An 18739-nucleotide genomic window follows, 5' to 3' on the forward strand; every position below is an offset into this window, starting at 1 on the left:
CCACCCCGCCGCGAAGCGGCGCACTGCGCCCACGCTGCGGTGCGGGGTGAACGGGCGGGTGGGTGGGGGACTCGGCGCGGAGCGGCGAAGGAGGCGTCCGTCTCACGGACTGCGTGGAACCCGGCCACCTCCGCCGCGGAGCGGCGCAATACCTGCACGTTGCGGTGCGGGGCAAACGGGTGGGTGGGTGGGGAAGCTCGCCGCGAAGCGGCGAAAGGAACCCCCTGCCTCCTGGGTGAGGAAAGCCGGCCCCCGCCGCGCAGCGGCGCAATGCGCCACCCTGCGGGTGCGGTGCGGTGCGGCGGAGAGGCGGCACCTCATGGGGGCCGCCCCACTCCATCCCCCGACGCCCCCGGCGAGACGCGGTACCGTTCGCCCGCAGGCCAAGCACCACCCGCAGGTCCGGTGCCGAGAACCAAAAGGGACGCCAAGGCACGCACGCACGCGCGGAACGACACACGCACGCGCCGAAGACACGCACACGCCGAAAGACACCACAAGAGGAGACAGTCGACCGTGAGCAAGACCGTGCGGCCGGCGGCCGAGGGCAATGATCCTTTTGGCACCGCCAGGCTCCGCCGCGGAGTCCTCGACGCGTGGGCGGCGGCGCCGGCCCGTTTCCGTGAGGACGCGAACGCCGAGGAGGACCTCGCCCTCGGCGGCTACCGTGACCGGCTCGTCGTGGAGCTCGCCCAGAACGCCTCGGACGCGGCCGCCCGCGCGGGCATGCCGGGCCGGCTGGCGTTGACGTTGCGCGGCGGGGTCCTCGCCGCGGCGAACACCGGCGCGCCGCTCGACGCCGCCGGAGTGGAGTCCCTCTCCACCCTCCGCGCCTCCGCGAAGCGGGAAACCGGTGCGGGCCCCGCAAACACAGCCGGCCCCGCGGCCAGCATCGGCCGCTTCGGCGTCGGCTTCGCCGCCGTGCTCGCCGTCAGCGACGAGCCCGCCGTCGTCGGCCGTACCGGCGGTGTCCGCTGGTCGCTGACGGAGGCGCGGGAGCTCGCCGCCGAGACGGCGAGGTTCAGCCCGGGGCTCGGGGACGAGGTACGGCGGCGGGACGGTCACGTCCCGCTGCTCCGGCTGCCGTTCGCCGCCGAGGGCACCGCCCCCGCCGGCTACGACACGGTCGTCATCCTGCCGCTGCGCGACGCCGCCGCGGAGGACCTCGTGGCGCGGCTGCTCGACGGGGTCGACGACGCGCTGCTCCTCGCCCTGCCGGGCCTGGAGGAGGTGAGCGTCGAGACGCCGGACGGGACGACCCGCACGCTGCGCCGCCGCGCCGAGGCCCCGTACACCGTGATCGAGGACAGCCGGGACGGCACCACCCGCTGGCGTACCGTCAGCCGGCAGGGGCCGCTCGACGCCGCACTCCTGAAGGACCGGCCGGTCGAGGAGCGGCTGCGCCCGTACTGGTCCGTCACGTGGGCGGTGCCGGTGGGGCGCGAGGGCGCTCCGGAGCGGCCCCGCACCACCCCCGTCGTGCACGCGCCGACGCCGAGCGACGAGCCGTTGGGCGTACCGGCGCTGCTCCTCGCGTCGTTCCCGCTGGACACCGAGCGGCGGCACGCGGCGCCGGGGCCGCTGACCGACTTCCTGGTGGAGCGGGCCGCGGAGGCGTACGTGGAGCTGCTTGCCGACTGGCGGCCGGTCACGGAGGAGATCATCTCCCTCGTGCCGGGGCCGCTCGGCAGGAGCGAGCTGGACGGCGCGCTGCGGCAGGGCATCCTGGACCGGCTGCCCCGCACCGCCTTCCTGCCGCCGGCGCTGCCCCGCGCCGAGGAGGACGAGGACGAGCTGCCGGAGGCCCTGCGGCCGCGGGACGCGGAGGTCGTGGAGGGCGCCGGCGCCGATACCGTCCGGGTGCTCGCCGAGGTGCTGCCGAGCCTGCTGCCCGCGGGCCTTGAACGCCGCGCGGAGCTGCGCACGCTCGGGGTCGCGCGTGTTCCGCTGACCGAGGCGATCGACCGGCTCGCGGGTCTGGAACGGGAGCCGGGCTGGTGGCGGCGGCTGTACGAGACGTTGGCGGGGGTCGACCCGGACCGGCTGTCCGGGCTGCCGGTGCCGCTCGCTGGGGGCACCTCCCAGGCTTTCGGCTCTGGGGGAGGACGTACGACGATCGGGCCCCGGCACGTTCTGCTGCCCGCCTCCGGCGACGAGCGCGATCCGGCGTCCCTGGCCCGCCTCGGCCTGAAGGTCGCCCACCCGGACGCCGTCCACCCCCTCCTGGAGAAGCTCGGCGCGCTGCCCGCGACGCCGCGCGCCGTCCTGACGACGCCGCAGGTCCGGGCCGCCGTGGCGGCGTCCCTCGACGACGACACGTGGGACGAGGACGCGCTGGACGCCGAGGAGCTGGCGGACGTCGTGCTCGCGCTCGTACGGGACGCGAACCTCGCGCCGGGCGACGAGCCGTGGCTGGCCGCCCTCGCGCTGCCCGACGAGGACGGTGAGCTCTCGCCGGCGGGTGAGCTGGTCCTGCCGGGCAGTCCTTTCGCGCAGGTCATGCGGGAGGACGAACTGGCGCTGGCGGACGAGGAGCTGGCCGAGCGCTGGGGCGAGCAGCCGCTCGCGGCCTGTGGCGTGCTGGCCACGTTCGCCCTCGTACGCGCCACCGATGTCGTCCTCGACCCCGACGAACTGGAGCCGCGCGAGGGCGACTTCGCCGAGCCGGACGACGCGGGTCTGCTGGACGCCGTGGACGTGTGGTGCGAGGACGTCCTCGACCGGCTGCCGGACACTCCGGTGCCGCCGGTGGCCACGGAGATCGTCGCCGTACGGGATCTCGACCTGGTCGACGACGACTGCTGGCCGCAGGCGCTGGCGATGCTGTCGCGCCCGCCGCTGCGGGACGCGCTGACGCAGCCGCTGCGGGTGCTGCTGCCGGACGGCACGACGGAGACGGTCCGTTCGTACACGGCGTGGTGGCTGCGCGGCCACCCGGTCCTCGACGGCCGCCGGCCCGCGGGACTGCGGGCGGAGGGCGGCGATCCGCTTCTGGTCGGGCTCTACGACGCGGCGGACGCGTCCGGGTTCGGTGACGAGCAGGTGCTGCGGGCGCTGGGCGTACGGACGTCCGTGGCCGCCCTCCTGGAGGAGCCGGGCGGCGCGGCCGAGCTGCTCGACCGGCTCGCGGACCCGGAGCGTCCCGTTTCGGCCGCCCAACTGCACGCCCTGTACGGGGCGCTGGCCGACCTCGACCCGGAGCAGGTGACGCTCCCGGACGAGCTGCGCGCGGTGGTGGACGGCGATGTCGTGGTGGTCGACGCGGCGGACGCGGTGGTCGCCGACGCGCCCGATCTGCTGCCGCTGGCGGGCGGTGTGGCGCTGCTGCCCGTGGAGCCGCGCAAGGCGGGCGATCTGGCGGATCTGTTCCAGGTGCGGCGGCTGAGCGAGACGGCGGCCGTGGAGCCGGTGGGGGAGGGCGTCGAGCACGAGGTGCCCGAGTCCGTGCGGACCCTGCTGGGTTCCGCGACCCCGCAGACGTACGTCGAGTACGACGAACTGGTCGCGGGCGGCGTGGAGCTGGACTGGCGCCGCACCCCGGACGGCGTCGTGCACGCGGCGACGTTGGAGGGCGTGGCGGCGGGGCTCGCCTGGGCGGCGGGCCAGTGGCCGCGGCGCTTCGAGGTGGCGGCGCTCCTCGAAGATCCGTCACGCACGGCGGAGTTGGCTCGGGACCGCTGGTTCGACTGACTTCCCACGCGGTCACATTTTCTTCACTTGTCGTACAACCGTTCGTGCCGGTCGCGTGTCTGATCTTGCGAGTCAACAGACTCCTAGATCACTCGGGCCCCGCGTGAAGGCAACGCACCGCGGGGCCCCCTTCTCCAACTGGGGAAACACATGCGCATCCGTGCCACCGTGGCCGCACTGTCCGGCACCCTGGCCCTGTCCGCACTCGCTGTCCCGGCCGCCCAGGCCGACGACGCACCGAAGGCTCCGAACCTCTCCTCCTTCGTCGCCAAGGCTCCGGCGGACGAGGTCGAGGGCGACACCAAGATCACGAAGATCACCGTCAACGGCGGCAAGGACATCGTCGTCGGCACCTCCGCCAAGAAGACGGTCAAGATCGCGGTCACCGCGACGGACCCGTCCGGCATCGAGGACGCCGTCGCGTTCCTGTGGCACGGCACGTCCTTCGACGAAGAGCACATCGACGGCTCGATGGTCCCCGAGGCCGAGAACGGCGACTGCAAGGCCGTGGACGCGACCACCTCGACCTGCACCGTCACGGTCGTCGCCGACCCGAACGTGAACATTTACAGCAACATCCTGGCCGGCAAGTGGAAGGTCTGGACGATCGCGCAGGGCAAGGACGGCGACTACGTCTCCAAGGACTCGTACCCGACCAGCGTCTCCGTGAAGCGCGCCGCCAAGCTCACCACCAACGCCTCCCCCGAGCCCATCAAGAAGGGCAAGACCCTCACGGTCACCGGCGCCCTGACCCGGGCCAACTGGGAGACCTCGAAGTACGCCGGCTACACCAAGCAGGACGTGAAGCTGCAGTACAAGAAGAAGGGCGCCACCAGCTACACGACGCTCAAGACGGTCAAGTCCGACACCAGGGGCAACCTGAAGACCACGGTGACGGCCTCCGCCGACGGCTACTACCGCTACGTCTTCGCGGGCACGTCCACGACCCCGTCCGTGACGTCGACCAGCGACTTCGTCGACGTCCAGTAGTCGACGCCGAGTAGCGGCCGCCCGCCGTCAGGCGGGGAAGCGGCGGTCTACCACGCGGTAGACGACCTCGACAGCCAGTGAGGCCACCGCCGCGATCGCGACCGCCGCCCACGGCATCGTCGTGCCCACCAGCTTCAGCTGGAAGAAGTCCTGGAGCCAGGGCACGGTCAGGACGAGCAGGAAGCCGAGACCCATCGCGCCGATGAGGCCGATCCGCCACCACGTGTAGGGGCGGGCGATGATGGCGAGCACCCACATGGCGATCAGGAACAGCGCCAGGGTCGCCGCGCTGGTCTCGGCTTCCCGCGCGCCCGCGCCCTCGTAGTGGTGCCGGGCGAGCAGGTACGTCGCGAAGGTGGCGACGCCCGCGATGACGCCGCCGGGGATCGCGTACCGCATGACCCTGCGGACGAAGTGCGGCTTCGCGCGCTCCTTGTTGGGGGCGAGCGCGAGGAAGAACGCGGGGACGCCGATCGTCAGGGTGGAGAGCAGCGTCAGGTGGCGCGGCAGGAAGAGATACTCGACCTGCGAGCAGACCACGAGCAGCGCGATGATCACCGAGTAGACGGTCTTGACCAGGAACAGCGTGGCGACGCGCGTGATGTTGCCGATGACGCGGCGGCCCTCGGCGACGACGGACGGCAGCGTCGCGAAGCTGTTGTTGAGCAGGACGATCTGGGCGACCGCCCGCGTCGCCTCCGAGCCGGAGCCCATGCTCACACCGATGTCGGCGTCCTTGAGGGCCAGGACGTCGTTGACGCCGTCGCCGGTCATCGCGACCGTGTGGCCGCGTGACTGAAGCGCGCCCACCATGTCGCGCTTCTGCTGCGGGGTGACGCGGCCGAAGACGGAGTTGTCGTCGAGGGCCTCGCCCATCTCTTCCCGCTCGGCGGGCAGTTTGCGCGCGTCCACGGTGTTCTCCGCGCCGGGCAGGCCGAGCTTCCCGGCGACCGCGCCCACCGAGACGGCGTTGTCGCCGGAGATGACCTTGGCGGCGACGTCCTGCTCCTCGAAGTAGCGCAGGGTGTCGGCGGCGTCGGGGCGCAGGCGCTGTTCGAGGACGACCAGTGCGGTGGCCCGTGCCCCGGATGCGACGTCGGGGTCGTCGAGGGCGCCGTTCGCACGGGCGAGGAGAAGCACGCGCAGGCCCTGCTGGTTGAGCTCCTCGACCTCGGTGAGGGACGCGTCGCCGTCGGGCAGCAGCACGTCGGGCGCGCCGAGCAGCCAGGTCGAGTCGGTGCCGTCGCCCTCGCTGAAGGAGGCGCCGCTGTACTTGCGGGCGGAGGAAAAGGGCAGCGACTCGGTGCAGCGCCAATCCTCGCTGTCGGGGTAGGCGTCGATGACGGCCTGGAGCGAGGCGTTGGGCCGGGGGTCGGACTCGCCGAGGGCGCCGAGGACCTTGCGGACGTACGCCTCGTCGCTGCCGTTCAGCATGCGCAGCTCGGTGACGTCCATGCCGCCCTCGGTGAGGGTGCCGGTCTTGTCGAGGCAGACCGTGTCGACGCGGGCGAGGCCCTCGATCGCGGGGAGCTCCTGGACGAGGCACTGTTTGCGGCCGAGCCGGATCACGCCGATCGCGAAGGCGACGGAGGTGAGGAGGACGAGCCCCTCGGGGATCATGGGGACGATCCCGCCGACGGTGTACGCGATGGACTCCTTGAAGTTGTCGTCCTTGACGACGAGCTGGGAGATCACCAGGCCGATGGAGGTGGGGACCATCAGCCACGTCACGTACTTGAGGATCGTGGAGATGCCGGAGCGCAGCTCGGAGTGGACGAGCGTGAAGCGGGAGGCCTCCTCGGCGAGTTGTGCGGCGTACGCCTCGCGGCCGACCTTGGTGGCGGTGAAGGCGCCGCCGCCCGCGACCACGAACGAGCCGGACATCATCTTGTCGCCGGGTTTTTTGACGACGGGGTCGGCCTCACCGGTGAGCAGCGACTCGTCGACCTCCAGGCTGTCGGTCTCGACGGCCTCGCCGTCCACCGGGATCTTGTCGCCGGGGCCGAGCTCGACCACGTCGCCGAGGACGATCTCGGAGGTGGAGATCTCCGCCGCCCTGCCGTCGCGCCGGACGGTGGGTTTCGCCTCGCCGATGACGGCGAGCGAGTCCAGGGTCTTCTTGGCCCGCCACTCCTGGATGATGCCGATGCCGGTGTTGGCGACGATGACGAAGCCGAAGAGGCTGTCCTGGATCGGCGCCACGAAGAGCATGATCACCCAGAGCACGCCGATGATGGCGTTGAAGCGGGTGAAGACGTTGGCCCGGATGATCTCGCCCAGGGAGCGGGAGCTGCGTACCGGTACGTCGTTGACCTCGCCGCGGGCGACCCGCTCGGCGACCTCCGCGGTGGTCAGGCCGGTGGCCCGCCCTTTGGGGGGCGGCACCGGGTGGACCGGGTCGAGCTCGGCGCCCGCGTCGATATGCGTCATGCATTCGACGGTAAGGGCGGTACTGGGGCTTCACCCCTTGAATGCCCCAAAGATCCGACCAGGGTAGGACGTGACCGGTCCCGTGGTCGTACGTGTCACTGCTGCGGCTGTGCCGCCTCGGCGCGCTTGATCGCCGCGTCGCGCCCCCGTACGTACCAGATGCCGATGAGGCCGAGGCCCGCGCCGGCCAGGCAGGTCCACACCCACCACGTCGCGTCGCGGTCGTCGAACCAGCCGTAGAACGGCAGCTGGACCAGGAAGAGGACGAACCAGAGGATCGTGCCGCCCGTGATGGTGGCGACCACGGGGCCCTCAAGGGGCTCCGGCGCCTCGTGCTTAGGGGTCCACTTCGCCATGGGTACACCTTACGAGGCCCGCTCGTCGGCCCGCGCACGTCCCGTACGCCCGTTGTCCCGCAAGGGTCTACGCGCGGAGATAGCGATTTCGCTCTCATGTATTCATACTGAAACGGCTCGTTAATGGCCGATTGCTTTCGTATGAAAAGCCAATTCGATCAGAAGCCATCGCGCAACGATCTTCCCGATTTCCCCCCGTCTCTGAGTCCACGAGGTCCCGCATGCCTTCCTCGGCCACTGCCCCGGTCGACGCCAGCAAAGAACCGCCGCAGCCCCCGAAGAACGGGCTCGACGCGTACTTCAAGATCTCCGAGCGGGGGTCGACCCTCGCCCGCGAGGTCCGCGGCGGCCTCGCCACCTTCTTCGCGATGGCCTACATCATCGTGCTGAACCCGATCATCCTGGGCAGCGCGAAGGACATGTACGGGCACCAGCTCGACAACAAGCAGCTGGTCACCGCGACCGTGCTCACCGCCGCCTTCACCACGCTCCTCATGGGCGTCATCGGCAACGTGCCGATCGCGCTCGCCGCGGGCCTCGGCGTGAACACCGTCGTCGCCCTCCAGCTCGCGCCCCGCATGTCGTGGCCCGACGCGATGGGCATGGTCGTCCTCGCGGGCTTCGTGGTGATGCTGCTTGTCGCCACCGGCCTGCGGGAGCGCGTGATGAGCGCCGTGCCGCTCGGCCTGCGCAAGGGCATCGCGATCGGCATCGGCCTCTTCATCATGCTGATCGGCCTCGTCGACTCCGGCTTCGTCTCGCGCATGCCGGACGCCGCGCACACCACGGTCCCGCTGCAGCTCGGCGGCGACGGCCACCTCAACGGCTGGCCCGTCCTCGTCTTCGCGCTCGGTGTGCTGCTCACACTGGCGCTGATGGTGCGCAAGGTGCCCGGCGCGATCCTGATCAGCATCGTCGTCATGACGCTCGTCGCGATGATCATCAACTCCGTGGCCGACATCCCCTCCTGGGGCCTGACCAGCCCGGAGTGGCCCGGCAACCCTGTCTCGACGCCGGACTTCGGGCTCGTCGGCGAGATCAGCCTGTTCGGCGGGTTCGAGAAGGTCGGCATCCTGACCGGCGTCCTCTTCGTCTTCACCGTGCTGCTCTCGTGCTTCTTCGACGCGATGGGCACGATCATGGGCGTCGGCGACGAGGCCAAGCTCACCGACGCCAACGGCAACATGCCCGGCATCAACAAGGTCCTCTTCGTCGACGGCATCGCGGTCGCCGCGGGCGGCGCCTCGTCCTCCTCCGCCACCACCTGCTTCGTGGAGTCCACGGCGGGTGTCGGCGAGGGTGCCCGCACGGGCTTCGCGAACGTCGTCACCGGCGGCCTCTTCGCCGTCGCGCTGTTCCTCACGCCGCTCGCCACGATGGTCCCGTCCCAGGCGGCCACGCCCGCGCTGCTCGCGGTCGGCTTCCTGATCCTGTCCGGGTCCATCCGGCAGATCGACTGGGCGGACCACACGATCGCCATCCCCGCGTTCGTGACGATGCTGATGATGCCGTTCACGTACTCGATCACGAACGGCATCGGCATGGGCTTCATCACCTTCACCGTGCTGCGGCTGGCCTCCGGGCGGGGCCGTGAGGTGCCGGTCGCGATGTACGCGGTGTCGGCGGTGTTCGCCTTCTACTACCTGATGCCGGCGCTGAATCTGACGTAAGCGCGAACGGCACCAGCCCCGACCCCGACGAGCGTCCGGACCCTGTGGTCCGGGCGCTCGTTCCGTGTAGGCGCGGGGCCTCTGGGAAACCGGGTGGTCTTTAGCCAGGGTAATGAGTTACGCTAACGAACATGCCGGACCTCTCCCATGGTGACGACGCCGTCGCCGTGAACGCCTTGCGCTCCGCTGTGATGCGCCTGTCCCGTCGACTCAAGCACCAGCGGGTCGACGAATCGCTGAGCCCGACCGAGATGTCGGTGCTCGGCACCCTCGCCCGCTGCGGTTCCGCCACCCCGGGCGAGCTCGCCCGCAAGGAGCACGTGCAGCCGCCGTCGATGACCCGCATCGTGGCCCTGCTGGAGGCCAAGGGCCTGGTCCGGCTCGAACCGCACCCCGAGGACCGCCGCCAGAAGGTGGTGACCCAGACGGAGACCGCCGAGGCGATGCTCGAAGAGAGCCGCCGCAAGCGGAACGCCTGGCTGGCGGGGCTGGTCGAGCATCTCGACCAGGACGAGTGGGAGCGGCTGCGCGCCGCCGCCCCGGTCCTGGAGAAGCTCGCCCACCTGTAAGCGACATAAGCAACATATTCGTCCGAATCGAGCAGAGGCCCTTGCCCTCTGCCCCGTACGCCAAGGAGGCGAACCAAGTTTGAGTTCGGGACCCGGAGCACACTCCGCCCCCGCACCAACCACCCTCGACAAGCCCGACCGCCCCCGCAAAGCTTCGATGTTCAGCTCGCTGAAGATCCGCAACTACCGGCTCTTCGCGACCGGAGCGGTCGTCTCCAACACCGGCACCTGGATGGCCCGCATCACCCAGGACTGGCTGGTGCTGAGCCTTACGGGCTCCTCCGCGGCCGTCGGCATCACCACGGCCATGCAGTTCCTGCCGATGCTCCTCTTCGGCCTGTACGGCGGTGTGATCGCCGACCGCTTCGCCAAGCGGAACCTGCTCTTCGTCACGCAGGGCGCGATGAGTCTCAGCGGGCTCTTCCTCGCCGCGCTGACGCTCAGCGGGCACGTTCAGGTCTGGCACGTCTACTTCGCGGCCTTCTTCACCGGTCTCGTCACCGTCGTCGACAACCCGACGCGGCAGTCCTTCGTGTCCGAGATGGTCGGCCCCGACCAGGTCCGCAACGCCGTCTCGCTGAACTCCGCCAACTTCCAGTCCGCCCGCCTCATCGGCCCCGCCGTGGCGAGCGCGCTGACGGCTGCCGTCGGACCGGGCTGGGCGTTCCTGGCCAACGGCCTGTCCTTCCTCGCGCCGCTCACGGGCCTGCTCCTTATGCGCACCTCCGAGCTGCAGCACACGCCGCGCAAGGCGCGCGGGAAGGGGCAGCTTCGGGAGGGCCTGAACTACGTCTCGAAGAACCCCGAGCTGATCTGGCCGATCGTCCTCGTCGGCTTCATCGGCACGTTCGGCTTCAACTTCCCGATCTGGCTGAGCGCGTTCGCGGACGACATCTTCCACGGTGGCGTGGGGATGTACGGGCTCTTCAACACCCTGATGGCGATCGGTTCGCTGGCCGGCGCGCTGCTCGCGGCCCGCCGGGGCACGTCGCGGATGCGGCTGCTCGCGGGCGCGGCGGGGGCCTTCGGCGTCCTCCAGATCGCTGCGGCGTTCGCGCCCGACCTGTGGATGTTCGTCGCGCTGATCGTGCCGATCGGCATCCTCGGCCTGACGGTGAACGTGACCGCCAACTCCTCCGTCCAGATGGCCACGGACCCGGAGATGCGGGGCCGCGTCATGTCGCTGTTCATGATGGTCTTCACCGGCGGCACACCGCTCGGCGGCCCCCTCTTCGGCTGGCTCGCCGACGCGTACGGCGTGCGGATCAGCATGGCCGTCGGCGGCCTCGTCTGCGCGCTCGCCGCGATCGCCGTAGGCCTGATGCTGGCCCGCGCCGCCAACCTCCGCCTGAAGGTCGACCTGCGCCCCGGCCACCGGCACGTGCAGTTCGTACCTAGGGAACGGGAGCTGGCGACGGCGGCGTGACGCCGGCGCGGCTTGCGGGGTGCCCGAGGGGTTCGGCCGCGCCGGGCGCATGCCTGGCGCGCCCGTGCCGGTGCCGTCCCGGGCTGATGCCGCGGTGTGCGTCGACCTGCGGTCGAAGGTGATTCCGCGCGGGGCCCGAGCGGCGTCGGACGCGCCTGGCGAGCTCCTGGCCGGGCCAGCTGCCGGTGCCGGCCCGGGGTGATGCCGGGGCGTGCCGCCAACCCACCGTCGAAGGCGGCTCTGCGCCGTGCGGGGGGCGAGCGGCGTCGGACGCGCCCGGCGCCCGGCGTGCGGCGTCAACGCGTCTGTCGAGCACCTGGCCGGGCCAGCTGCCGTGCCGGCGCCGGCACGGGCTGATGCCGCAGCGTGCCGCCAACCCGCCGTCGAAGGCGGTTCTGCGCCGTGCGCGGGGCGCGAGTGGCGTCGGGCGTGCCCGGTGGGTGGTGTTGGACGTGCCTGGCGTGCGGCGGACCTGCGGGTGAAGGTGATTCCGCGCCCTGCGCGCGGCGCGTGCGGTGTCAGACGCGTTTGGCGAGTACCTGGCCGGGCCAGCTGCCGTCGGGCCCCGTGAAGGGGGCCGTGGCGGTGAAGCCGTTGCTTTCGTAGTACGCGACGAGGGCGCGGTCCTCGCTCCGGTAGCAGTCGACCCGGAGCAGGGACACGCCCTGCCTGCGGGTCTCCTCCGCGGCGTGCGCGAGCAGCGCGCGGCCCACGCCGCGGCCCGCGAAGCGGCGGTGGTCGGCGACCAGGAGATGGACGTACCGCTCGGGTTCGTCCGCCTCCGGGATGATGTCGCCGCCGGGCCCGTCGGTGAGCGTCACCGTGCCCGCCACCTCGCCGCCGATCTCCGCGATCCACGGTTCGCCCGTCGTCAGGTACTTCTCGACCAGCGCGACGGCCCTCGGATTCTCCGACCAGGGCGTGGTGCCCCACTGCCCCGTGCGGCCCCGCGAGACGAGCCACTCGACGGCTCCGTCGAAGAGTGCGAGGACGGCGGGGATGTCGTCGGCACCGCCAGGCCGGATCTTTATGTGCTCCGAGTCGCTCATGGAGGGAGGCTAGCGTTCAGCCCCATGAGACTCTTCGCCGCGGTCCTCCCGCCGGGCTCCGTGACCGCCGAACTGGCCACCGCCACAAGCGCGTTGCGGGAGCTGCCCGGCGCCGACGAGCTGCGCTGGACGGCCCGCGACGGCTGGCACTTCACGCTCGCCTTCATGGCGGAGGTCGACGAGGGGACGGTGCGGGACCTGACCACCCGCCTGGAGCGGGCCGCGCACCGCACGCCGCCGTTCACCCTCTCCCTGCGCGGCGGCGGACACTTCGGTGACCGGGCGCTGTGGGCGGGCGCCACGGGCGACGTGGCCGCGCTGCGGCTGCTGGCCGCGCGGGCGGACGCGGCGGCCCGCAAGGCGGGCGTCACGATGGAGGAGCAGCACCGGCACTACCGCCCGCACCTCACGGTGGCGCGCGGCCGCGGCGAGCCGGACCTCAAGCCGTACGCCGACGCCCTCGGCTCCTTCGAGGGCACCGCGTGGACCGTCCGCGAGCTGACCCTCGTACGCAGCAATCTGCCGAGGAGCGGAGTGCCGGGGGAGCGGCCGCGCTACGAGGCGGTCGGGAGCTGGGTTCTGGGAGGCGGCGTCCGGGTGCCGGGCGGAGCCGGTTAACCTCGACGGTGTGGACCCGAAGACCAGAAACCGGATCATGGCCGGTGTGCTCGTGCTGATGTTCGTCGTGGTGGCGGTGGCGGCCGCGCTCGGCGGTTAGCCGACGCGGACACCACCGCCCCACCGTCAGCCCCGCTTCACCAGGCGAAGGACTCCGGCGACGGGCCGGGACCCGGGAAGATCTCCTCGAGCCCGTCGAGGACCTCCGGAGGCAGCTCCAGCTCGACGGCGCGCAGCGCGGAGTCGAGCTGCTCCGCCGTGCGGGGGCCGACGATCGGCGCGGTGACGCCGGGCCGGGTCAGCAGCCAGGCCAGCGCGACCTCGCCGGGTTCGAGCCCGTGCTTGTCGAGCAGGTCCTCGTACGCCTGGACCTGCGCGCGGACCTCCGGCTTGGCGAGCTCCGCGGCGGCGCGCCCCCCGGTGCGGCGCGAGCCCTCGCCCTCCTTCTTCAGCACGCCGCCGAGCAGCCCGCCGTGCAGCGGCGACCACGGGATGACGCCGAGGCCGTAGTCCTGGGAGGCGGGGATGACCTCCATCTCGGCGTCGCGCGCGGCGAGGTTGTAGAGGCACTGCTCGCTGACGAGGCCGTAGCTGCCGAGCCGCCGGGCGGTCTCGTTGGCCTGGGCGATCTTGTAGCCGGGGAAGTTGGAGGACCCGGCGTAGAGGATCTTCCCCTGCCGCACGAGTACGTCGATGGCCTGCCAGATCTCCTCGAACGGCGTCTGCCGGTCGATGTGGTGGAACTGGTAGATGTCGATGTAGTCGGTCTGCAGCCGCTTGAGCGACGCGTCGACGGCGCGGCGGATGCTGAGCGCGGAGAGGCGGTCGTGGTTGGGCCAGGTGGTGTCGCCGTCCGCGGTCATGTTCCCGTACACCTTGGTGGCGAGCACGACCTTCTCGCGCCGTCCGCCGCCCTGGGTGAACCAGGTGCCGATGATCTCCTCGGTGCGGCCCTTGCCGGCGCTCTGCCCGTAGACGTTGGCGGTGTCGAAGTAGTTGACGCCCGCGTCGAGTGCGGCGTCCATGAGTGTGTGGCTGTCGGGTTCGTTGGTGAGCGGCCCGAAGTTCATGGTGCCGAGCGTGAGCCGGCTGACCTTGAGCCCTGTGCGTCCCAGCTGCGTGTACCTCATGAGGTCATAGCCAACGGGGTGGAGTGGGCTCTAGGCAAGGGGGGCTCGGTCAGTCGCGGGGGAAGCGGTCGGTCTTGAGGATGAGATCGGGGGCTGCTGCCGTCAGGTCGACCTCCAGGCCGAAGGCCACCGTCAGCCGGCTCAGATAGTCCCCGTCTTTGGGATGGGAGAAGAGGTGGCACTTCGCCGTGGTGGGGTCCGCGATGAAGTAGAGCGGGACTTGGGCAGTGGCGTACGCGGTCAACTTGGGACCGAAGTTGTAGTGCGAGGTGCTGCCGCAGGTGACTTCGACGACTACATCGATGTCTGTGCAGCGCCAGCGGCCATCGGGGGCGGGAGCCTTGCCTTCCCGGATTGCCACGACATGGGGCACGAAGACGTTCAAGTGTCCCGGGAAGTCGATGCGCCGGTCCGAGGTGGGGGACTCGCCAGGGTACTTGCAGCGCAACTGGTCAGCGATGTCGTGTGCGATCCGCCGGTGGCCCTGACGCTGCGCGGTCATGATGGTCGCGCCATCGATGGCCTGGGCGACGTAACCGAGACCACGGAACGGGGTCCGGTGGAGCAACTGGAGCAACTGGTGGACCTGAGCCCGTTCGCCACCATCCCCGGCGGCTCCGGCGCTGTCGTTTCCCACAATGGGCACTGCTCGCCCCTCCCTGCCGCCTCCCCTGGCAGCTGAGGAGTACAACGGCAAAGACCTCGTCCGGTCACGAGCCCCCCAGCCACCCCGCCGCGTCGAGCCGGAACGCGTCCGGGGGAACGACCGTGCGAAGGCCCGACTCCAGCTCGCCGAGCCGCCGCGCCCCGAGGGCCTGTGCCCACTCCGCCCGCAACTCGTCGAAGACCGCCGCCGACCGCCGCAGCGCGTCGAACCCGCGCGGGGTGAGCCGGACCAGCTTGCGGCGGGCGTCGGCGGGGTCGTCGGTGCGGGCCGCGTAGCCGAGGGCGATGAGCCGGTCGACCGTCTTGCCCGCGGCCTGCTTGGAGACGCCGAGCCGCCGCCCGACCTCGCTGGCGGTGGCGCCGCCCGCCCCGATGGCCTGCATCGCGAACCCGTGCGCGGGGCGGAGGTCGGGGTGGCCCTGGCGGGCGAGCTCGGCGTGCAGGCGGTCGATGAGGGTGCGGAACCCGGCGAAGAGGAGCAGGGGCAGCTCGTATCCCTTGCCTCCCCCATATCCCTTGCCCTCATCGTCAACCTGGTTTACCTTCTTATCGTCAACCATGTTGTCCATCGTAGGGCCGTAGCAGGCCCGCAGGGGGTACGGATGTTCACCGAGCACACACTGGAAACCGCGCCGCCCGCCTCACGCGCGGCCATGGAACGCACCGCCGCCGCCTTCGGCCAGGTACCGAACGCGGTAGCCCGTCTCGCCGAGTCTCCCGAACTCCTCAACGGCTTCCTGGAGATGACCGCGGCCTTCGACCGGACGACCCTCGACCCGGTCGCCCGCGAGGTCGTCATCATGACGGTCGCGACGCGCAACGACTGCCACATCTGCGTGACGATGCACACGGGCAAGCTGCGCAAGCTGGGCGCGTCGGCCGGACTGATCACGGCCCTGCGTGAGGGCCGGGAGTTGGAGGACGAAGCCCTCGAAGCGGTACGCCGGTTCACGCTCACCGTCCTCGCGACGGCGGGCGGCGTCGACGACGACCAGCTGAAGGCGTTCCTCGCGCACGGCTACACCGAGCGGAACGCCCTCGAAGTCGTCATGGGCATCGGCACGTACACGATGTCGACGCTGGCGAACCGGCTGACGCGGGCGACCTGAGCGCGTCGAGCCGGCGCTCTCCCCGGTACCGGCCCGGCGTCGTGCCGAACGTACGGGTGAAGGCGTGGGAGAGGGCGTAGGGGGAGCTGTAGCCGACCTGGCGGGCCACCGCGTCCAAGGGGGCGGAGGTGTCGCGCAGGAGTGTGGCCGCGCGGGTCATGCGCCACCAGGTGAGGTACGCCATGGGGGCGCGGCCCACGAGGGACGTGAAGCGGCGGGCGAGTGTGGCGCGGGAGACACCGGCGCGGGACGCCAACTCGGCGTTGCTCCACGCTGCTTCGGGAGCCTCGTGCAGAGCGCGCAGCGCCTCCGCCACCACCGGGTCGCTGAGCGCGGCGGGCCAGCGGGCCGCGCGGTGGTCGTCGGCGGCGGGCTCCGCCAGCCAGGCGCGCACCATGTACACCAGGAGCAGGTCGAGAAGGCTGGACACGGCGACGTCCCCGCCGCAGCGGGCCGCGCCCGCCTCCCTGCCGAGCAGGTCGATCGCGGCCTGCAACTCCGGGTACCGGCCGGCCCGCCGGGGCAGGTGGACGATGTCGGGGATCTCGTCGAGCAGCGGGTGGGTGTGGCCGCGGTCGAGACGGTACTTGCCGCAGAGCATCTCGACGGCGGGGCCGGCAGGTTCGTCGCCGTCGGCCCCGTCCGCCACCGGCAGCCCGTACGTGCCCAGCCAGTGCTCGAAGGGGACCGCCCGCTCGGCGATGGAACCGCCCCCGAGGACGTCCGTGAGGGAGTCGGCGAGTACGTGTCCCGTGCCGCGCGGCAGCAGCACCGTGTCGCCCGCCGTGAGGACGACCGGGGCACCGCCGCCGTCCGGCAGCAGCCGGCAACTCCCTTCCAGGACCATGTGGAAGCCCACGCCGTCGTAGGACGGAAGCCGGGTGGACCAGGGGCCGGACACCCGGACACGGTCGGAGGACGGCTGCCCGATCCGCACCGCCGAGATCACATCGCTGACGACGTCCATGGCGGGAGTGTAGTTCGGGTGAGACGTACGCGTATCGGGTTGAGGTGATCGGGCATTGAGGCGCTCACCGCACGCTCCCTACGGTGAACTTATGAGCGAAGTAGTGGGCAGCAAGGTCATGTTGGGCGACGTAGAGGTGAGCCGCGTCGTCGAAGTGGAGAGGTTCGCGCTCCCGCCCCGGGCGATCGTGCCCGAGGCGCCCGAGGAGGTGTGGCGGGACAACGCGGACTGGCTGGCGCCCGACCACTGGGACCCGGACACCGGCGACGCCGTCGCGGTCATCCAGACCTGGGTGCTCAGGAGCGAGGGCGGCACCGTCCTCGTCGACACGGGCATCGGCAACGGCCGGGAGCGGCCCGGTGTGCCCGCCTTCGAGCATCTCGACACGGACTACCTCGACCGGCTCGCCGCGGCCGGGGTACGCCCCGAGGACGTCGACATCGTCGTCAACACGCACTTGCACGGGGACCACATCGGCTGGAACACGCGCGACGTGGGCGGGGAGTGGGTCCCGACCTTCCCCAACGCCACGTACCTGATCCCCGCCGCCGACCACGCCTACTTCGGCCCCGAGCGCGGTGACGCCGTCCGCGCGGACCACCGGGCGGGCTTCGCCGACAGCGTCGCACCCGTCGTACGGTCCGGTCAGGCCGTGCTCTGGGAGGGAACGCACCGCATCGACTCCCACCTCACCCTGGAGTCCGCCCCCGGCCACACCCCCGGCTCGTCCGTCCTGCGCCTCCACTCCGGTACGGATCGCGCCGTCTTCGTCGGCGATCTCCTCCACGTGCCCGTGCAGATCCTCGAACCGTGCTGCAGCAGCGGCTTCTGCGAGGACCCCGGGGCGGCGGCGGAGTCCCGCGTCCGGGTGCTCGGCCGCGCGGCGGACGAGGGGGAGTTGGTGCTTCCCGCGCACTTCGGCGGGTCCGGTGCGGTCGAGGTACGGCGCGCGGGGTCGAAGTTCGCGGTCAGCGGGTGGGTGTGACGGTGCCGTCGTGGCCCCGGCCCGCCAGGAAGGCGGTCCAGGTGGCGGGGGATATCTGGAGGGTGGGGCCGGCGGGGTTCAGCTTTGAGTCGCGGATGTGGATGGTGGAGGGGGTGGCGGCGAGTTCGAGGCATTCGCCGCCCTGGTCGCCACTGTGGGTGGCCTTGGTCCAGGTGAGGGCTGCCTCCAGGCATTCGCCCTCGCCGAGGCTGTAGCTGCTCTTGAACCAAGTAGTTCCGTTACTCATAGTTCGCATGCCACTTTCTCGATGAGCTGCGCGGAATCCTCGGGAGTGAGTGCCTGGGTGCGTAGCATCCCGTACTTGCCTTGCAAGTTGCCCAAGTCGGGCTGCTGGCTGACGAAGTAGCCGCCGATGTGCCCTTCGATGTAGGCGAGCTGTCGTCGCTCAGCTGTCTCGAGCAGGATCATCGGCCTCATCGGGCCGACGGGGGTCTGCCTGTCGTGCGGCATGACTTGGATCGTGACATTCCGTAGGTTCCCGAACTCAACCATGCTCCGCAGTTGCTCCTTGAGCACGGAATTGCCTCCCAACGGGCGGGTCAGGGCGCTCTGCTCCACGATGAAGTTGAGGACAGCAACGGGTTTGCGAGCGAAGAGCTTCTGCCGAGCCAGCCGGTTCGCCACTCGTTCGTCGATCTCGGCGTCATCCAGCGGCGGGTATACGCAGTTGAACACAGCGCGCGCATAGCTCTCGGTCTGCAGCAACCCCGGCATCACGTGGTCCTGGTAGGAGTGGATGGACAGCGCCATCTTCTCGTGCTCCAGAAAGTCCTCGGTCCACAACTGCAGTCCGCTCTTGCCGAACTCCTTCTCCGCGAGCAACAGCAGTGCACCCTGTGTACCCAGCACCTCATCGGCAATCTCGACCAACTTGCCCTTGGGGGGTCGCTCCCCCCGCTCCACCATCGCCACCTGCGACTTGGAGTACTGCACCCGCGTACTCAGCGCCTCCTGGGTGAAGCCGGCCCGCTCGCGGTAGAACCGCAACAACGCACCGAACGACTCTGAACCTCGTTCACCAGAGCGCACAATGTCCTCCCCAAGTGCACAATGCCGCACGGGC

The 18739-nt window shown here is 71.0% G+C and carries 17 protein-coding genes; 8 read left to right on the top strand and 9 right to left on the bottom strand.

All coding sequences use genetic code 11. The features are described from left to right. Positions 1 to 516: 516 nt before the first annotated feature. Positions 517 to 3690, top strand: a complete 3174-nt coding sequence (locus tag ACI2L3_RS08455) for a sacsin N-terminal ATP-binding-like domain-containing protein (RefSeq protein ID WP_404751539.1) — start codon at positions 517 to 519, stop codon at positions 3688 to 3690. A gap of 150 nt (positions 3691 to 3840) precedes the next feature. Beyond that, positions 3841 to 4680 carry a DUF5707 domain-containing protein gene (locus ACI2L3_RS08460; protein WP_404751540.1) on the top strand — a complete coding sequence of 280 codons (840 nt, stop codon included), beginning with the start codon at positions 3841 to 3843 and terminating at the stop codon, positions 4678 to 4680. A 27-nt stretch (positions 4681 to 4707) separates the two neighbouring features. Here the strand turns inward: ACI2L3_RS08460 and ACI2L3_RS08465 are convergent, their stop codons facing one another. Both ACI2L3_RS08465 and ACI2L3_RS08470 read right to left on the bottom strand, forming a co-directional pair. Next, on the bottom strand, positions 4708 to 7110 hold the full coding sequence (locus ACI2L3_RS08465; protein ID WP_404751541.1) for an HAD-IC family P-type ATPase: 2403 nt from the start codon (positions 7108 to 7110) through the stop codon (positions 4708 to 4710). 95 nt (positions 7111 to 7205) lie between these two features. Next, the gene (locus ACI2L3_RS08470; RefSeq protein ID WP_404751542.1) at positions 7206 to 7466 is read right to left on the bottom strand and encodes a DUF2530 domain-containing protein; all 261 of its coding nucleotides are present in this window, start codon (positions 7464 to 7466) and stop codon (positions 7206 to 7208) included. A gap of 221 nt (positions 7467 to 7687) precedes the next feature. On the opposite strand from ACI2L3_RS08470, the gene ACI2L3_RS08475 reads away from it, so the two are divergent. From ACI2L3_RS08475 to ACI2L3_RS08485, 3 genes are all read left to right on the top strand, one after another. Next, the gene (locus tag ACI2L3_RS08475) at positions 7688 to 9136 is read left to right on the top strand and encodes an NCS2 family permease (RefSeq protein WP_404751543.1); all 1449 of its coding nucleotides are present in this window, start codon (positions 7688 to 7690) and stop codon (positions 9134 to 9136) included. Positions 9137 to 9267: 131 nt separating this feature from the next. Beyond that, positions 9268 to 9705 carry a MarR family transcriptional regulator gene (locus ACI2L3_RS08480; RefSeq protein ID WP_362998070.1) on the top strand — a complete coding sequence of 146 codons (438 nt, stop codon included), beginning with the start codon at positions 9268 to 9270 and terminating at the stop codon, positions 9703 to 9705. 79 nt (positions 9706 to 9784) lie between these two features. Further along, a complete protein-coding gene (locus ACI2L3_RS08485; protein WP_404751544.1) occupies positions 9785 to 11131 on the top strand; it encodes an MFS transporter in 1347 nt (448 codons plus the stop codon). A gap of 518 nt (positions 11132 to 11649) precedes the next feature. Here ACI2L3_RS08485 and ACI2L3_RS08490 read toward each other — a convergent pair. Continuing rightward, the gene (locus ACI2L3_RS08490) at positions 11650 to 12180 is read right to left on the bottom strand and encodes a GNAT family N-acetyltransferase (RefSeq protein ID WP_404751545.1); all 531 of its coding nucleotides are present in this window, start codon (positions 12178 to 12180) and stop codon (positions 11650 to 11652) included. A gap of 24 nt (positions 12181 to 12204) precedes the next feature. Between ACI2L3_RS08490 and thpR the strand changes: the two genes are divergently transcribed. After that, positions 12205 to 12798 carry an RNA 2',3'-cyclic phosphodiesterase gene (gene thpR, locus ACI2L3_RS08495; protein ID WP_404751546.1) on the top strand — a complete coding sequence of 198 codons (594 nt, stop codon included), beginning with the start codon at positions 12205 to 12207 and terminating at the stop codon, positions 12796 to 12798. Positions 12799 to 12935: 137 nt separating this feature from the next. Here thpR and ACI2L3_RS08500 read toward each other — a convergent pair whose 3' ends face one another. From ACI2L3_RS08500 to ACI2L3_RS08510, 3 genes are all read right to left on the bottom strand, one after another. Next, a complete protein-coding gene (locus ACI2L3_RS08500; RefSeq protein WP_404751547.1) occupies positions 12936 to 13928 on the bottom strand; it encodes an aldo/keto reductase in 993 nt (330 codons plus the stop codon). A gap of 49 nt (positions 13929 to 13977) precedes the next feature. Continuing rightward, the gene (locus tag ACI2L3_RS08505; protein ID WP_404751548.1) at positions 13978 to 14574 is read right to left on the bottom strand and encodes a Uma2 family endonuclease; all 597 of its coding nucleotides are present in this window, start codon (positions 14572 to 14574) and stop codon (positions 13978 to 13980) included. Positions 14575 to 14638: 64 nt separating this feature from the next. Further along, on the bottom strand, positions 14639 to 15154 hold the full coding sequence (locus tag ACI2L3_RS08510; protein ID WP_404751549.1) for a MarR family winged helix-turn-helix transcriptional regulator: 516 nt from the start codon (positions 15152 to 15154) through the stop codon (positions 14639 to 14641). A 42-nt stretch (positions 15155 to 15196) separates the two neighbouring features. Here ACI2L3_RS08510 and ACI2L3_RS08515 point away from each other — a divergent pair, with 42 nt between their 5' ends. Continuing rightward, positions 15197 to 15703 (top strand): carboxymuconolactone decarboxylase family protein, encoded by a 507-nt coding sequence (locus tag ACI2L3_RS08515; RefSeq protein WP_404751550.1) that lies wholly within the window; start codon positions 15197 to 15199, stop codon positions 15701 to 15703. On the opposite strand, the gene ACI2L3_RS08520 is transcribed toward ACI2L3_RS08515, so the two are convergent. Next, the gene (locus ACI2L3_RS08520; protein WP_404751551.1) at positions 15642 to 16670 is read right to left on the bottom strand and encodes a cupin domain-containing protein; all 1029 of its coding nucleotides are present in this window, start codon (positions 16668 to 16670) and stop codon (positions 15642 to 15644) included. The genes ACI2L3_RS08515 and ACI2L3_RS08520 overlap by 62 nt on opposite strands. Positions 16671 to 16761: 91 nt before the next feature. Here ACI2L3_RS08520 and ACI2L3_RS08525 point away from each other — a divergent pair, with 91 nt between their 5' ends. After that, entirely contained in the window at positions 16762 to 17655 is an 894-nt protein-coding gene (locus ACI2L3_RS08525) for an MBL fold metallo-hydrolase (protein WP_404751552.1), read from the top strand. Here the strand turns inward: ACI2L3_RS08525 and ACI2L3_RS08530 are convergent. Further along, on the bottom strand, positions 17639 to 17902 hold the full coding sequence (locus ACI2L3_RS08530) for a DUF397 domain-containing protein (protein WP_404751553.1): 264 nt from the start codon (positions 17900 to 17902) through the stop codon (positions 17639 to 17641). The genes ACI2L3_RS08525 and ACI2L3_RS08530 overlap by 17 nt on opposite strands. Next, positions 17899 to 18705 (bottom strand): helix-turn-helix domain-containing protein, encoded by an 807-nt coding sequence (locus ACI2L3_RS08535; protein ID WP_404751554.1) that lies wholly within the window; start codon positions 18703 to 18705, stop codon positions 17899 to 17901. The genes ACI2L3_RS08530 and ACI2L3_RS08535 overlap by 4 nt, the downstream gene beginning before the upstream one ends. Positions 18706 to 18739: the final 34 nt, after the last annotated feature.

It is taken from the genome of Streptomyces sp. NPDC029674, assembly GCF_044903205.1.
In the GTDB taxonomy this organism is placed as follows: domain Bacteria; phylum Actinomycetota; class Actinomycetes; order Streptomycetales; family Streptomycetaceae; genus Streptomyces.